Source organism: Pseudanabaena sp. PCC 7367 (assembly GCF_000317065.1).
Taxonomy (GTDB): Bacteria; Cyanobacteriota; Cyanobacteriia; order Pseudanabaenales; family Pseudanabaenaceae; genus Thalassoporum; species Thalassoporum mexicanum.
Genome location: NC_019701.1, coordinates 1299023 through 1315746, shown reverse-complemented (window position 1 = coordinate 1315746; position 16724 = coordinate 1299023). Strand labels below are relative to the sequence as shown.

Genomic DNA, 16724 nt, shown 5'->3' with positions numbered 1-16724 from the left:
AGCCGATCGCCTGAAGTCTTCGCTTGACCTTGACTGTATAGACTTGAAGATTTTAATATCTTGACTGTCAAATATTCTGATCCCTCCGCAAATTCTTTCTCAACAGCTCCATCAACCTGGCCATGAATCGCAAATTATGAATCGTCGCCAGTCGATAATACAAAGTATCATTGATGTTAAACAAATGATGTAGATACCCCAGGCTATATCGTTGGCAGCAACTTGCATCACAAAAAGGAGCGATCGCCTGGTTGGCTTTGATATGCTTCTTATCCTGGGCATAAACATAGGAAAACCAGCTACTATCCATTGCCTCTGGTAAATCATCAAGTTCGCGGGTAAAGGCATATAGCCTGCCATGTCTGGCATCGCGGGTAGGCATCACACAATCGAATAGCTCATAGCCCATCCTGGCTACAGCTAGGACATTTTGAGGATGACCAATCCCCAGGGCATGCATCGGGAACTGCTTGGGAATCAGCGATCGGCAAAAAGCCAGAATATCTGTTAGTAAATTGCCATGCTGATCCAGTGGCCAGCCACCAAACCCATAGCCATCAAAACCAATTTCTAGCAGAGCTTCGGCACATTCACGCCGTAATTCAAAGGAACCACCACCCTGTAAGACCGCAAAAAGAAGGGGGCGATCGGAACTATTTAAGTCAATTTTTTTTTGTTCCAGCAATCGCACAAATTCCGCCTTGCAACGTTTCGCCCAGGCGATCGTACGTTTTACCGAGACTTCCTGCACATCCAAGCTATCTTCCGCATTCGTACAGTCATCCAAACAGAATAATAGGTCTGCGCCATATCCCATTTGCAATTGAATCGTTTTTTCAGGCGTGAGCTTGAGCTTGCGTTGCGATCCCTCTGGATAGAAGATTAAACCGCGATCGGAAATGCTGCCATATTTTGAATTAGCCCGAATTAAGGAATAAGCCTGGAAGCCGCCGGAATCAGTGAAAATAGGGCGTTGCCAACCACTCATCCGATGAATTCCACCCAGGGCGCTAACTGTAGATGAACCAGGCCGCTGCATCAAATGGAAAGCATTCATTACCAGGGCTTGAATGCCGCATTGTTCTAGATCTTGGGCATCCAGCGATCGCACTACTCCCACGGTAGCATCGGGCAAAAAGGCCGGCAATTGCAATTCGCCGTGGGGCAGTTTGAGCGTATTTTGGGATGTAGTGATTGTAGATGTAGCTTCATCCATAATAGAAACCTAATTGGCCTCCTGTTCGCGGCGGGCTAGTTTATCTTGCCGTTCCTGGTCATCTGCACCAGCGATCACTACCACATATTCTCCTTTCGCTCCTTTTTGAGTAAATGTGGCCGCTAGCTCAGAAAGACTACCACGCTTGATTGTTTCAAACATTTTGGTCAGGTCATTGGCATAGGCAGCCCGCCGATCGCCAAACACCTCGATCGCATCCTCCAGGAAAGCTTTGATCCGATAGGGGCTTTCATAGAAAATCAGGGTGTGGGGAGCTTCCCGATCGACTCCTAAGAAGTTCTTTCTGCCCCCGGATTTACGCGGTGGGAAGCCTCGAAAGGTAAAGCTATGCACCGGTAGTCCAGACAATACCAAAGCCAACACAAAAGCCGCTGCACCAGGAATCATGGTAACTTCAATCTCTGCGGCGATCGCTTTCTGGACAATTGTGAAACCAGGATCGCAAATCCCCGGCGTACCTGCATTTGTGACCACCGCAACGGATTTGCCTTCGGCTAGCAAGCCCATAATCCGATTGCCACTCTGGGCTTCGTTATGCTCATGGAAAGAGATTTGCGGCTTTTTGATTTCATAATGCTTGAGCAATCGCCCGGTTTTGCGAGTATCTTCACTGGCGATGCAATCGACATTACGCAGGGTTTCTAGCGATCGTAAGCTAATATCACCTAAATTGCCGATCGGCGTAGCGACTAAATACAACACTCTTGTTTGTGGCAATCCCTTGTGATTTCTGTCTATTTCCTGCCTAGGATCTTAGCACTACGGTTGTTTGTTTTTGCGTTTCCATTGGTGTCCTCTAGCAATGGATAGCTATTCCTAGCAATTGATATAGCTCATAATAACAATGTTTTTGTGTAGCCCTATACTCTAGCCATTTCAGGTTTCAAGTCAGGCGATGCAGGCTCAAAGTGTAACACCATGATTTCCTCTGGACGCAATCCTAAAGATTCAAACGTCCTTCCGTCTCGATCGCTAAATTCGACTTCAAATGCCTGCCCATTCGCCAAAGTCTCAACCACCGTGCCGACTTGTCCGCGCCATAAGTTGTAATCTGGCAAATCAACTGTCAATGCCACAACATCAAGTAAATTTATGGGATTTACTGTCATTTTTCTTGCCATCATTAACTACAAAGGATAACAGGTTGTTAATCTTGGTGTCTTTGAATCAAATTCGATCAGCCATCCACTCCGAAGGATTGTACTTCTATTTTGCCATTCAATCATTTTGAATAACATCAAGAACACTATCGCTATGGTTGGGCTGACTTTCAATTTGCACCAGCCGTGTTTCACTCAAAATATAGTTGTGGATTTCAAGAGGCATTAGCAGGTTAGACTATTAGCTATGACTGGATAGAATTTTCTGTGAGCTATATCTATATCCTAAAGCTATTTGTTTAAGACTCATTACCTTATCTCTTAATCTAAGCAAAAATTATGATATTTTCACAGCCACACCGCACCAAGATTGTGGCCACGATCGGCCCTGCTAGTAGCTCCCGCGCCATGATTAAGCAGCTAATTGAATCGGGCATGGCAGTAGCTCGCCTCAACTTTTCCCACGGTAGCTATGAGGATCATGCCAACACGATCGCCACAATCCGGCAGCTCTCCCAGGAGCTAGGCAAGCCAGTCACCCTGCTGCAAGACCTGCAAGGCCCCAAGGTACGGGTTGGTCATTTGCCAAATGGCGGTATCCCACTAGAAGAAGGAATCGAATATTTTTTAGTGCCGATCGAAGAGTTTCGCGGCGAAGAAAACATCATTCCGATCGACTATCCCCATCTGGCCACCGAAGCGGAACCAGACACCCAAATTTTGCTGGATGATGGCTTGCTAGAGCTAAGGGTCATTGAAGTTAATCACCAGGCGGTGAAATGCGAGGTAGTTAAAGGTGGAATGCTGGCTAGTCGCAAGGGGGTTAATTTTCCCAGCTTAAATTTGCAGCTTCCCTCTATGACCGAGAAAGATGAGCAGGACTTGCAGTTTGGTGTTGAGAAGGGGATCGATTGGGTGGCGTTGAGCTTTGTGCGGCAAGTGCAGGATATTCGATCGCTCAAGGAATTATTAACTAAGTTGGGGGCAGCGACTACGCCAGTGATCGCCAAGATCGAGAAACCCCAAGCGATCGACAACATTGAAGCGATCGTGGCCGAATGTGATGGCATCATGGTGGCGCGGGGTGATCTGGGCGTGGAAATGAGTCCGGAGAAAGTGCCCCTGCTCCAGAAAAAGATCATTCGGCTTTGTAATCAACAGGGTATTCCCGTGATCACGGCAACCCAGATGCTCCAGAGCATGATTGATAATCCACGCCCCACCAGAGCAGAAGCTAGTGATGTGGCCAATGCGATTATTGATGGCACTGATGCGGTGATGTTGTCCGGTGAATCGGCAGTGGGTCAATATCCAACCCAGGCAGTGGAGATCATGGCGCGGATTGCCGCCCAGACTGAGGAGAATTTGGAATTTATAAACCTACCACCCCATGAGCGGGATGCCACCCATGCGATCAGCGAAGCGATCAACACGATCGATAAGGCGATCGACCTGCGCTGTATTGCGGCCTTTACTACCAGTGGTTACACGGCGGCATTGGTGGCCTCGGAGCGATTGCAAGTGCCGATTATTGCTTTCACTGCCGACATTCGCACGTACTATCGCTTGAATTTATTGTGGGGGGTAATTCCGTTGCTGTTAACTGGGGCGATCGATTCGGTGGAGGTACTCAGCGATCGGATTGAAGCAGCCCTTCATCAATGCGAGCTAGTGCAAGCGGGGGATAAGGTATTAATTATTGGTGGTAGCCCAATTCAATGCGAGAAGGGGACTAATTTTATTAAAATTCATGGCATCAAGGAAGACTGCTAGCGTTACTTTTGCTAGCGATCGATCGCCATCGCTTTGGGTGTGGTATCTTGCCCAAGTTGATCGCCGCCAACATTAACCGTGAGAAATCCAGCACCAAGAGCCTCGAACGCGCAAAACACTAGAGTCAAGTCTCCCAAAGTATCACGCTTGATTTCGATCGGCGATCGCCACAGAGCCAGACAGCTTACCGCCAAAATTGGCATTTGGACAGGCAGAATTCTGCTTAGCCTGGGGATGGTAGCTAGTTTTACGATCGTCACCCAGACTAAATTAATTGGCTTGCGTCAGATTGCCAGCTTTTTATTCTGGCCAGTGGTTTATCTTGGTGCGATCGCCGTTTTGGTTTTGCTTGGCACGATGATCGGCGGTGGTTGGGGTAAAGCAATTGCCCAGCGGCTGGTCAAAAAACTGCATCACCCACTTGAGCAAGTTAGCACCCAGCAGCGGCTCAAATCAGCGATCGCTAGTGTTGCGATCGTAGTGCTGGTGGGTAGTACGATCGCGGCCTTAATTTACTATGGCTTGGCTGGAGTTGGCGTTTTGATAGCTTTTTTGGGTATTGAGGCGGGGATTTGGATTGTGGCGATCGCCCTGCTGTTAATTTGCCCTGGTTTTATGCCGGCGATCCTAATTACCAGAATTGCGATTAATAAGGCAATCCAGGCGGCTTTCCCAGAACTAGATCGCTAGTATTTTTGTAAAGAAAATCTGGTTAGTGCATCTTCAAGAGACTTCTTTTGCCTGAATGCCTCTAGATCAAATCAGTCAGGACATCTCTTGCACAACATCTCACTTGAAACAGCATTAGGAAACATGTGCATGATCAAATTCAAATACTGATTGGCAATCGATCGCTATGCTTGCCAAATGGTCGGTTGGAATTGATGCTGGATTATGGGAACAGACCACCGAGAATTATTAATGCAAAAAGTGACGTACACCAGTTAAAACCATCACCATGCCCAGTTCATCAGCGGCCTGAATTGAGTCTTGATCCCGGATGCTGCCCCCAGGCTGAATGATCGCCGTAATACCTGCTGCTGCTGCCGCCTTTACTGTGTCATCAAAGGGTAAAAAGCCATCACTGGCCAAAACCGCTCCCTGAATTGCTTGACCTGGCTTTTCCGCCGCCAACGACAGGGCGATCTGCGCTGCCCCAACCCGATTCATTTGCCCTGCACCGATCCCCAGGGTTTGGCGATCGCGGCTGACTAAAATTGCATTGGATTTCACATGTCTAACCACCCGCCAGGCAAACATCAACTCTTCCATCTGGTCGGCGGTGGGTTGTTTTTTGGTGGCGATCTGCCAGTCATCAACATGAATCGGCATCTGGTCGCTCTTTTGCACCAGCAGGCCACCAGCAATCAAGCGCACATTCTCAGCAGTGCCTTGCGCCAGATCCGGCAGAGTCAATACCCGTAATTTGGATTTACGTTGCAAAATTTCCTGGGCGGCAGGTTTACAAGCAGGGGCAACCACGCATTCTAAAAAAGTTTCGGTGAGTTTTGCTGCGGTAGCCGCATCGATCGCCCGATTCAAGGCCACAATGCCCCCAAAAGCAGAGATCGAATCTGCGGCCAGGGCTTTTTGATAGGCGATCACCAGATCATCAGCGATCGCCACGCCACAGGGGTTATTATGCTTGACCAACACTGCACTGGGGCGATCGGCCACAAACTCAGCCACAATTCGCCGCGCTGCTTCCAGGTCTAGCAAGTTGTTATAGCTTAATTCCTTCCCTTGCAGTTGTTGCGCCGCTGACCAGCCCGTTGCCTTACTGCCAGATTGATACCAGGTGGCTGGTTGGTGGGGGTTCTCGCCATAGCGCAAGACCTTGGGGTTGTGACCACTTAACTCATAGTTAGGTTTGGCTAATTCATCCTCAGCTTGCTGACCAAACTGGCCAGTTAGATAATTAGAAATGGCCAGATCATAGGCTTGGGTATGCTGGAAGGCTGCCAGGGCAAGCGATCGCCTGAATTTAAGCCTTGTTTCGCCGCCATTGGCCTCTAGCTCATCCAAACAGGCTGCATATTGATCGGGGCTGGATAAAATCGTGACATGTTTGTGATTTTTGGCCGCTGCTCTAATCAATGTGGGCCCACCAATATCGATTTGTTCGATCGCCTCTTCTAGCGATACATGCTCCTGGGCGATCGTTTGCTCGAACGGGTATAAATTCACCACCACCAGGGCGATCGATTGGATTTGGTTGTTCTGCAAATCCTGATTATCCTGGGCTAAATCAGTTTGTGCCAAAATGCCGCCATGCACCTTGGGATGCAAGGTTTTAACCCGACCACCCAAAATTTCCGGTGCGCCCGTATAGTCCGACACCTTGGTCACAGGTAGATTCGCCTCTGCTAAAACCTTGGCGGTGCCACCACTACTGATCAATTGAAATTGATATTTCTCGACCAGGGTACGAGCCAAATTAACCAGGCCAGTTTTGTCGGAGGTGCTGAGTAGGGCAATACGAGTCATGGGCGTTATTTAGACATTAATTGGGCATTAAGTATTTGAGTCTCTGTTTAGCAGGCAAGCTGATCTAATTCAAGAGTTCGATCGAGCAAAGATCACTAGACCAGCAGTATCTCCAGGCGATCCCTAATAACTGACCAGTCAAGGCTGAAGGAGATCTGGCGAACTCGGCTAAGATTAGCTGCGATCTAGAAGCATAACAAATCAAGAGCCGATCTGCATTTTTAACTGTGATGGTTTGTTGTAATTATGTTGTAATTGTTAAATTGTAATTTGAGCTGTTATTTAAATAGAGCAGGGGTAGCCTAAAGGATTAGAAATAATGGTAGTGCTGAACAAGTAAGGATTTAGGAGATAGTTGAATATTTATAACCCAAACAAGCTAAGCTCCGAATTTCAAATCGATTGCTAATTATCCTTATTACTACATGACTACTACATGACCACCAGGATTAGAAATAATTAATAAATAGATTAAACTTCTTGCCCAAATGCTCAAATGATCAATGGGATTGCGATCCTTTAGTTGCTTATTATCTGGAGCTTTTGCAAGAGCTTTATGGATTAACAATAACTTGGCAAGTTTTAATTTTAATGATCTATACAGTCAAGCTAAAAACTCTAATCGGTGCGTTGAATAATTTGCTGCTCCGCTTTGAGCAGATAAACATTTTCCGCCGCATCAACCAGCTCCACTACCACATTTACCTCAGTGCCAGGTTCCCACTTTGGCCCTTGCCGTGCCATATATTCGCTGGGTAGTTGTTGCTCAAGTTGAGTAGCCCAAATTTCACCAGTTGCTTCATTAGTGTCAGCACCATTAAACACCCATAAATTCTTGGCAGCTAAGCCTTCCAGGTCGATCGACTTGGTTGTCTCTGGTTCGACCAACTTGACTAAAGTCAGCATCGGTTTGCCGTCGGCTGGACTGATTGGTTGAAAATCACGCCACAGGAAAACATCCAAGCCCACTTGTTGATCGGCGATCGTAACTACAGTGGGAATTTCTGCGATCGCTTGCTCGATCATCTCGGCATCTTCCGGTGGTTCGGTCAACTCGTCAGCTTCAGATGACTGATTGTCAATATCACCTACTTGTTTTGCTGGGGCGATCGCCTCTTGCTTGATTTGCTGATCTGTTGTTGGATCGGGATTAGTTGGATTGGGTGGCGCTTGTGAACAACCAATCAAAAAGAAGATCGCCAAACTTATAGTTAAAACTAGTGGATATAAGTTGTTTAATCGTTTCATTTGTCCATTTCCAGTCAAGGTTTTAATTCAGCATCAGTGCTAATCCATTTCCTCTAGTTTGATCCGGGGATCGAGTAGCTTTAGCATCAAGTCCGCAAAGATATTGCCAATCACCAGCATGAATGTACCGATCATCAGTCCCGCCATCACCAGGCTCACGTCGCGCTGAAATACAGCCTCCAGGAGCAATCGCCCCAAACCAGGAATACTAAAGAAAAACTCGGTAATAAATGAGCCACTCAGCAAAGCGCCAAATTCATAGCCTAGCAGCGTCACCATTGGATTAAAGGCATTGCGCAAAGCATGGACATAAATCACCTTATTTTCTGGTAAACCCTTGGCACGGGCGGTTTTAATGTAGTCCTGCCGCATCACATCCAGCAGGTTACCCCGCATCAGTCGTTGCAGTCCCGCAAAACTAATGATCGTTAGGGTTAAGACCGGCAAAAACAAATGATAGCCAATATCAACCACTTTGCCGAACCAGGATAGGTCGCTAAAGTCAATGCTAGTCAGGCCACCAACTGGGAACAGCGAAGTATTTTGCGCCAGCATCAACAACAAAATTGCCAGCACAAAGCTGGGGAATCCCTGGAAAAAATAGCTGATCACCTGCACCAATCGATCGCCCCAGGTGTTTTGTTTAACGGCGGCGAAAATGCCCACCGGAATTGCGATCGCCCAGGTAATCACGATCGTAGCAAATGACAGCATCAACGTAGTGCCGGCTCTGGCTCCCACCAGCGACAACACCGGAATGCTACCTTGGCAAGTCTGACCCAAATTGCCACGCAGCGCACTGCTCAACCAGATGAAATATTGCATGTACACAGGCTTGTCATAGCCCAGGCGAATTTCTTCGCTCTCAATAAATTCCTTGGTGATACTAGGATCAAACCTTAGATCGCTGAGGCAATCACCTGGTGAGAGCTTCAACAGGAAAAAGCTGAGCAAGGAGACCAAAAAAATCACAAACGCCCCTTGCCCTAATCGCTTGAAAATATAGGCTGTGGTGGTATTGAAGAAAAAGCTGGGTACTGGTGAGATTTCTTTGGTTGCCATAGAACTGATGCTTAATAGATGCGTTTAAAGGTCAAGCGATTGTATTGTAGTTGCTTGCGGTCAGGGCTGAGTTAATTGAAGATTGCTGAGGCGATCGAAATTAGTGTTTTTGCTATCTTTGAGTTTGGCAATGCTGCAAGAATTAGCTGCAAGAATTAGCTGCAAGAATTAATCGATTGACTAAATACACTCATAATACTCATAGCTTAGATATAACATACCTACAATGAATCGATCGACGATCGCATTGATCACCTTACTGCTATGCGGTTTGATGCTGCGATTAGGGATCGCTGCCTTTTTGCCTCCAGGCTATGACGAAGCTTACTATTACGTCTATACGCTCTATCCTAGCTGGTCTTATTTTGATCATCCGCCCTTGGTTGGCCTGGTGACGGCGATCGGTATTTGGCTTAGTGGGGGGGCAGTTACACAATTGTCAATTCGGCTGGGCGGGGTTTTGCTCTATACGGGCACGTTGTTTTTTTTATATGCCTCTGGCCTGCGGTTGTTTGGCAAACGTGCTGCTTTAATGACCCTGGCGATCGCCACCTTAATTCCCTTTTTCCAGGTTGGGTTTGGCGTGTTGATCCTGCCCGATAGTCCTTTGCTGTTTTTCTGTACGGCGGCGTTATATGTGGCTGTCAAAGAGTTTTTCCCCAGTGGTTATTGCCAGATGCTTCGGCAAGCTAGTAATGCACCTGATCAGGTTAGAGGTAGCGATTGGGCTCTTGCTGACGTTCCAGATGTTTTGGATCTCCCCAATGTCCCCGATCTTCAATCGCGGCAGAATGATTGCGGCCAACCTCAGCAAAAATCCAAACAAAATCTGTCCCTGGATTGTCCTGCACAAAAAGCTCAATTGCAACCTGAATTAGAGCGATCGCCCCAGGCAGAACCAATAATTTTTAGCGACCATTGGACTGCTGAGCAATTTGATTACTCCGATCGTTCTGATCGCGTTAAAAAAATTACCTATCAACCCACCTCCCGAATTGCCCTGATTGGTTTACTGGTGGGTTTAGCCTGTTTGGGTAAATATCATGGGTTTGTGTTTGGTCTGGGGTTAACAATCTTTTGCCTGGTCAGCCCCCACCATCGGCGGGTATTCTGGTCACCCTGGTTACTGGCGGCGATTAGTTTGTTTCTGCTGGCGATCGCGCCAATGCTGATCTGGAATTATCAACATGATTGGGCTTCTTTTCGGTTCCAATCTGCCAGGGCAGTACCACAGGCAGGCTATAACCTGGTTGGTTTGGCGGTCACGTTTCTTTCTGGGATTGGTTATCTATTCCCTAGTTTTGGGCTGCCGCTCTGGTGGGTGAGTGGGCGATCGGCTTTAAAGGTTTTAGCGGTATTGGGTACAAGTTTAATTGTTTGGTTGAAAGCCAGAAAAACTATTGCTAACTGCGATCGCCTGCTCCCTAAATCAATCTCAGCTCAGCTCAATCATTTTAATAATCAGCCTAATCAACCAACTCTTCAGCTTGGCCATGACCTCCTAGCTCAACAGCAATTATTAATTCTCTGCGTGGCGCTGCCCATTTTTCTGGGCTTTACGCTGATGGGTGGCTATCGGCAGATTCTACCTAGTTGGCATATGCCAGGTTTTTTTATTGCTACTTTGTTGCTGGGGAGGCAAATGGCGATCGCCGATCGTAAACATCCCAAACGAGTAAAGCGGTGGTTATGGGGTTCTGGCGCGATTGTAATCTTGCTGCTGGCGATCGCGCTGTCTCACATCAGCATTGGCGCATTTCAGCAGGGTGGTAGGTATGCGCTGATTAATGCCATTCCGGTAGAAAATGATGCCTCGACCGAGCTTTTTTATGTGCAGCAGTTGCGGCAGGCATTTGCAGAATCACCCCAGCTATCTGAATTATTAGCCCAGCGTGATTTTATCTTTACCAGCAACTTTTTCTTTGCAGGACAAGCGGCCATGGCATTAGTGCCGATTAGTCAAACGCCAGTAACTTGCTTTACCGATGATATGCGCGGGTTTGCCTATTGGGAAGCGGCCGATCGCTGGGTTGGTCAAGATGGCATTTATATTACCAGTGAGGAGTTTTGGGAGCCACCGACTAAATATGCTGATTATTTTGACGCTATTACGTCAGTCACCACGATCCCAATTATGCGCGGTGGCCAGGCGATCCAGCAGATTTATGTGTTCAAGGCCGATCGACTCCTCAAGCCCTATCCCCGCCCCTATTAAATGCAAATGTAGCTCTAACTAGAAGGGCTATACAGTTCAAAAATGCTCTGGAATTACTAACTTAAAATAATGGTAGTCATGCAGTAGTAAGGATAATTAGCAATCGATTTGAAATTCGGAGCTTAGCTTGTTTGGATTATAGATATTCAACTATCGCCTAAATCCTTACTTGTTCAGCACTACCAAAATAATATAGGCTACAATAATAGATTATAAAAATATTGCTAAAGCACAAAAAACAGATATAATATAGATAACCCTGCATCTTGTGAAATCTTACGCATTGCGTAGGGATTCAGTATCATTACTGATAGTGAGATGCGGGGCTCTTTATTTCTTTATGGAATAATTTTTTCCCTTTGAAAGGTCTACCTTATGGTTCCTTGGAATAAATAACCAGTGGCGGTACGGATCATTCCATATATTTCTTAGATCACCTCTGTTAGATGTGCTAGCTCCTATGTTGAAGTTAGGGTATATCTTTCTAATCCTTTCTGATATATGTTTATAAAGCTTCTCTTTTGCGACTGTTCGTTTAGCTCTAAATCTTGCCCCTTCAGGTTTTGCCTTATGTAAATCATTTAGCCTAAACTGCATAGAACCTAAGACAACATCTAGGCATTGAAGTATTGAGTGCTTTTTGGAATCAACTTCATCTATCTGATTTTTATCAATTTCTATATTGTACTTATAAAGCTCTAACGAGTTATTGATATTGTGTAAGTATTCAATGAAGTCAGATTTTTTAACAGGTAGTACATCTAAGTAAATCCTGATTTTCACCATATTCTGGGTGGGATTTGAGTGCTGAATTCCAAACGCATGTTTTAAAAACTGATAGTAGAGCAGAAAATACTCCTCTTGCTGTTGTTCTACTGTTAGTTTAGTTGGGATATGAATGTTGTGAGTAAACATTATCCTAACCTTAACTAGATTCTTCTCGACTAAGTCGAAGAAGGTATCCATAAGTTCTATATATTTATCTAGATAAGATCCGGATGAAGTTTTAGACCATTTCACTTCCCCTGCTATATTCAAATCCTTTTTCTTGTTTTCTATTGAGTTTTTAACTATCGCTAGATCACAAGAACGAACTAGCACTCCACCGTAAAAATTGGAGAAATATTTGCCATTACTGATCGATTCATCACAATAAATTATGTGTTCACGTGCCATTTGCTGATTTTTATTTATTCATTACCCCTCTTTCCGATAACTGACTGCCCAAATAAGTAATTTTTTGCGGAAATAATAAGTAGCCAGTCGCAAAAGCTGAATAAACTTGCGGCTTCCTGAGAATCGGTAGATATCTTGAGTAGGTTTCTTTTAGTACAAACTATTTTGGATTTTCATTTGTGAAATAATTTCAAGGCTAGATAAAGCTACATATAGTGGCTAAGTTAGTGTTGCGTTTCTCTATTTCTTGATATCTAGTGCTCATCTAGGGGTATTAGGTTATAAAAACATAAATATGCAATGTCAGCAGGGCAAAATTAAAAAATATCAAATAATGCTATGAATCCCGCAGTTAAGTAACTGATATGTTGGGCTCCTTTATGCACAGTCAGGTTAGAATCTCCTGCCAATTGGTACACAGATTATCGATCGCGTCCACATGCCGATCGGGAATTGCCAGGAGGTCAATCCCTGGTTTAATCGATCGCTGAGGATTGCCAGCATCCAGAATGTGATAACCTCGCTGTGCCAGTTGTTCGATGATCTCCCGGTGCATACATTCAATCACCAGGATCGGCTGACAAGCCTCGATCAATTCCCAGGCTCCAGCGATCGCCTTATCCTCACTGCCTTCAATATCAATCTTAATTAGATCCGGTGTACCAGCCCGTTGTTGTTGCCAGAGTTGATCCAAAGAAACCGTATCAACGGTAGTGAAGCTGGGGTCTGCGTCATAATACATTTGCACAAAAGTTGGCCGCGAATCATCGATCGAACCGGTTGCGCCGGTAATTGCATCGATCGCAAAGCTAGCCTTGCCCTGTCGATCGCTGACCGCACTGGTAATTAATTGCACCCTTGATTGCAGAAAATCTGCTTGAGCAATGGTTTTTCGCAACAGATTGATGTTATCGAGATCCGGCTCAAACAGCACTGCTTCTAGCTCTTTGCTGTGGCTGAGCAAGAGCCAACTAAAATAGCCAATATTCGCGCCCACATCCCAAAACACCTTGGGTTGAAAGGTCTGATCGATCGCCAAAAACAATGCTTTGAGGGTCGGGGCAACATTACCAGATTTATAGACCCAGGTAATATTCCGCACCAATCGCACATAAACCCGCCAATCAATATCCTGCATCTTGGCCGCAAAGGTGATGTCTAATCGCGGTTGAATATACTTTACAAAGAAAGGTTGATGGCGTAGGTAGTCCAGTGGTGTGGGCATAAGCCTCCTCAAGTCTTAAATCATTAGCATAATTCTGCACCTGCTCAATCGTAGTGGTTTATGGTGCTAGATGACAGGTTGAATGAGTAATTGCACTCTCAGTCACCACAACCTGAAAACTATAAGATAGGAATTGGTGATTTCCAATCTTAAACAAATCTTTGGTTGAAATGTGATGTTCAAAACACAAACTAGCTGATTTTGAATGTTGCAATATTAGAAGTCAAGTAGCGATCGCTGGAGCGTTAAGAACTCATGGTCTGGAACCCATTTAAGAAAAAGGATGAAGCGGACTTGGTGTCAACAGAGGCAACTGACTCAACCCCTTCAGCCTCAACTGTCCCGCCCCCAGAAAAGACCCAAGAAAAGCAGAATGGCGAGGAGCAATCATTAAGTCCATCAGTTCCTCCTGCTCCTGATAACTCTAGTTCAACCAATGTAGGTGTGGCAGAACCAGTGGCAGAAGTAAAGATCCAAACCGAGCAGCTAAACGAAGAACCCCAGGGTTTTGTCTGTGTGCCGGAAATTAGAGTAGAAGACGATCGCACCGGCCTGGATATTGAAACCCTGAAGCGAGCCTTTGCTGATAATTTGTTCTACATCCAAGGCAAACTCGGTTCAATGGCTACGCCCAATGATTACTATATGGCGCTGGCCTATACGGTGCGCGATCGCCTATTGCAACGATGGTTGAACAGTGCCCAAACCTACTTACGTGGGGATGTGAAGGTGGTTTGCTACTTGTCGGCCGAGTTCTTGCTCGGGCCCCATCTGGGTAACAATTTAATTAACCTGGGCATTTACGATCGGATTGAGCAAGCGATCACCGAGTCTGGTTTAGATTTGCAGGAACTAATTGCCCAGGAAGAAGAACCAGGGTTGGGGAACGGTGGTTTGGGTCGCCTTGCCGCCTGCTACATTGACTCATTGGCCTCTTTGGAAATTCCGGCGATCGGCTATGGCATTCGCTATGAGTTTGGTATTTTTGACCAGGAAATCCAGGACGGCTGGCAGGTGGAAATTACCGATAAATGGTTGCGCTATGGCAATCCCTGGGAAATTGCACGGCCGGAGATCGCAGTAGAAGTAAAGCTGGGCGGCTACGTCGATCACTATGTTGATGATGCGGGTAACTATCGCACCCATTGGATTCCCGATCGAGAAGTGCATGGTGTTCCCTATGACACGCCGATTCTTGGCTATCGCGTTAATACGGCCAACACTTTGCGATTGTGGAAAGCGGAAGCCCCTGAATCCTTTGACTTCCAGGCCTTTAATGTGGGCGACTACTATGGTGCTGTCGATGCCAAAATCTCATCCGAGAATATTACCAAAGTGCTCTATCCCAATGATGAGCAAGTGCAGGGCAAGCGATTGCGGCTAGAACAGCAATATTTCTTTGTGTCCTGTTCTTTGCAAGATATGATTCGCTTGTATTTGCTAGAAAACCCCAATTTGGATAATTTCCACGAAACCTTTGCGGTGCAGCTTAATGACACCCATCCTTCGATCGGCGTGCCGGAATTAATGCGCTTGCTGGTGGATGAGCACCACATGGCCTGGGAGCAAGCCTGGCAAATTACGACCCATACCTTCGCCTACACCAATCACACCCTGTTGCCGGAAGCTTTGGAGAAATGGTCGGTACAATTATTTGGTCGGGTATTGCCCAGACATTTGGAAATTATTTACGAAATCAATCGCCGTTTTCTGGATATGGTGCGGATTAGATATCCAGATAATGACGCAAAGCTGGCTAGCCTTTCATTGATTGATGAATTGGGTAAGAAATCAGTAAGAATGGCGCATTTGGCTTGTGTAGGTAGCTATGCAATCAATGGAGTAGCTCAGTTACACACCGAATTGCTCAAAAAAGATGTGTTGCATGATTTCTATGCACTCTGGCCAGAAAAATTTAGCAATAAAACCAATGGGGTCACGCCCCGCCGCTGGGTAGTGCAGAATAATCCTGGCCTGAGCAAATTGATTTCCCGCAAAATTGGCGATCGCTGGATTACTCACCTGGACGAATTGCGGAAATTAGAGCAGTTTGCCGATGATCCCCAATTTCAAGCCCAGTGGCAACAGGTCAAGCAAAATTGCAAGCATCAACTGACTAAGCAAATTAAAGAACGTACTGGTGTAGTGGTCGATCCCACCTCCATGTTTGATATTCAAGTCAAGCGGATTCATGAATATAAGCGCCAACACCTCAATGCTCTGCACATTATTACCCTCTACAATCGCCTGAAGGAAAACCCTGATCTTGATCTGCAACCGCGTACCTTTATCTTTGGAGGCAAGGCGGCACCGGGGTATTTCATGGCGAAGTTGATGATCAAGCTCATTACCTCTGTCGGTGAGGTAGTAAACAATGATCCCGATGTACGCGATCGGCTGAAGGTGGTATTTTTGCCGGATTATAATGTCACCAACAGCCAGCGAGTTTACCCTGCCGCTGACCTGTCTGAGCAGATCTCAACTGCTGGCAAAGAAGCCTCTGGTACTGGCAATATGAAGTTTTCGCTGAATGGGGCTCTAACGATCGGTACATTGGATGGGGCGAATGTGGAAATTCGCGAGGAAGTTGGTGCTGAGAATTTCTTCCTATTTGGCCTGACTACCCCAGAGGTAAAAGAGCAAAAAGCCAATGGCTACAATTCTTGGGATGTTTATAATGCTAATCCTGGCCTCAAAAAAGCGATCGATATGATTAGCTGTGGCTTCTTTAGTCATGGCGATCAGCAGTTGTTTAAGCCCTTGCTTGATTCACTGCTATACGACGATAAGTATATGCTATTCGCAGATTACCAGGATTATATCGATTGCCAGGATCGAGTTGGTGATGCCTTTAAGCATAAAGATGCCTGGACTAAAATGTCGATTCTGAATACGGCCAGATCCGGCAAGTTCTCTTCCGATCGTGCCATTCGGGAATATTGTCAGGAAATCTGGCAGGTTGAGCCAGTACCGATCGAGTTACAGGAATATGTCCAGGCTAATGCAGTGCTGCGGGTCAGACAACCAAATGGTTCTAAAGCCTAGCTAGCTCTAGCTATTAATGTTTATGTTTGCCTGGCGGGTTTAAGAGTTGCTTGCAAATTTCAGCTTGGCATCGGCGATCCTTTTTGGTTGCACTGAGTTGCCCACCAGCCGATCGAAGATGTCTAAGCCTAATACGCCTAATACCTCTCTCGGCCT

General features: G+C 46.0%; 12 protein-coding genes and 1 pseudogene. 4 read left to right on the top strand and 9 right to left on the bottom strand.

Features of this window, described 5'->3' with window-relative positions:
• Nucleotides 1-67 precede the first annotated feature (67 nt).
• The 4 genes and pseudogenes from PSE7367_RS05060 to PSE7367_RS23210 form a co-directional block, all read right to left on the bottom strand.
• Nucleotides 68-1216 (bottom strand): tRNA-ribosyltransferase family protein, encoded by a 1149-nt coding sequence (locus PSE7367_RS05060; protein ID WP_015164297.1) that lies wholly within the window; start codon nt 1214-1216, stop codon nt 68-70.
• Nucleotides 1217-1225: 9 nt separating this feature from the next.
• Nucleotides 1226-1939, bottom strand: a complete 714-nt coding sequence (gene rsmI / locus PSE7367_RS05055) for a 16S rRNA (cytidine(1402)-2'-O)-methyltransferase (protein ID WP_015164296.1) — start codon at nt 1937-1939, stop codon at nt 1226-1228.
• A 158-nt stretch (nt 1940-2097) separates the two neighbouring features.
• On the bottom strand, nt 2098-2346 hold the full coding sequence (locus tag PSE7367_RS05050; RefSeq protein WP_041699075.1) for a DUF4926 domain-containing protein: 249 nt from the start codon (nt 2344-2346) through the stop codon (nt 2098-2100).
• Between the two features lie 18 nt (nt 2347-2364).
• Nucleotides 2365-2460: pseudogene (locus tag PSE7367_RS23210) on the bottom strand (DUF6883 domain-containing protein); the annotation flags it as partial.
• A 216-nt stretch (nt 2461-2676) separates the two neighbouring features.
• Between PSE7367_RS23210 and pyk the strand changes: the two are divergent.
• Together pyk and PSE7367_RS05035 are read left to right on the top strand one after the other, a co-directional pair.
• The gene (pyk, locus tag PSE7367_RS05045; RefSeq protein ID WP_015164293.1) at nt 2677-4110 is read left to right on the top strand and encodes a pyruvate kinase; all 1434 of its coding nucleotides are present in this window, start codon (nt 2677-2679) and stop codon (nt 4108-4110) included.
• Nucleotides 4111-4188: 78 nt separating this feature from the next.
• Complete coding sequence (locus tag PSE7367_RS05035; RefSeq protein WP_156800346.1) at nt 4189-4800, top strand: hypothetical protein; 612 nt, start codon at nt 4189-4191, stop codon at nt 4798-4800.
• Nucleotides 4801-5028: 228 nt separating this feature from the next.
• On the opposite strand, the gene purH is transcribed toward PSE7367_RS05035, so the two are convergent.
• The 3 genes from purH to PSE7367_RS05020 form a co-directional block, all read right to left on the bottom strand.
• On the bottom strand, nt 5029-6597 hold the full coding sequence (purH, locus tag PSE7367_RS05030; RefSeq protein WP_015164290.1) for a bifunctional phosphoribosylaminoimidazolecarboxamide formyltransferase/IMP cyclohydrolase: 1569 nt from the start codon (nt 6595-6597) through the stop codon (nt 5029-5031).
• A 618-nt stretch (nt 6598-7215) separates the two neighbouring features.
• Nucleotides 7216-7845, bottom strand: coding sequence for a hypothetical protein (locus tag PSE7367_RS05025; protein WP_015164289.1), 630 nt, complete (start codon nt 7843-7845; stop codon nt 7216-7218).
• A 39-nt stretch (nt 7846-7884) separates the two neighbouring features.
• Nucleotides 7885-8907, bottom strand: coding sequence for an ABC transporter permease (locus tag PSE7367_RS05020; RefSeq protein WP_015164288.1), 1023 nt, complete (start codon nt 8905-8907; stop codon nt 7885-7887).
• Between the two features lie 226 nt (nt 8908-9133).
• Between PSE7367_RS05020 and PSE7367_RS05015 the strand changes: the two genes are divergently transcribed.
• Nucleotides 9134-11122, top strand: a complete 1989-nt coding sequence (locus PSE7367_RS05015) for an ArnT family glycosyltransferase (RefSeq protein WP_015164287.1) — start codon at nt 9134-9136, stop codon at nt 11120-11122.
• A 330-nt stretch (nt 11123-11452) separates the two neighbouring features.
• Here PSE7367_RS05015 and PSE7367_RS05010 read toward each other — a convergent pair whose 3' ends face one another.
• The gene (locus tag PSE7367_RS05010; protein WP_015164286.1) at nt 11453-12298 is read right to left on the bottom strand and encodes a DUF3800 domain-containing protein; all 846 of its coding nucleotides are present in this window, start codon (nt 12296-12298) and stop codon (nt 11453-11455) included.
• Between the two features lie 388 nt (nt 12299-12686).
• Complete coding sequence (locus tag PSE7367_RS05005) at nt 12687-13523, bottom strand: FkbM family methyltransferase (RefSeq protein WP_015164285.1); 837 nt, start codon at nt 13521-13523, stop codon at nt 12687-12689.
• A gap of 255 nt (nt 13524-13778) precedes the next feature.
• On the opposite strand from PSE7367_RS05005, the gene PSE7367_RS05000 reads away from it, so the two are divergent.
• Nucleotides 13779-16568, top strand: a complete 2790-nt coding sequence (locus tag PSE7367_RS05000) for a glycogen/starch/alpha-glucan phosphorylase (protein ID WP_015164284.1) — start codon at nt 13779-13781, stop codon at nt 16566-16568.
• Nucleotides 16569-16724: the final 156 nt, after the last annotated feature.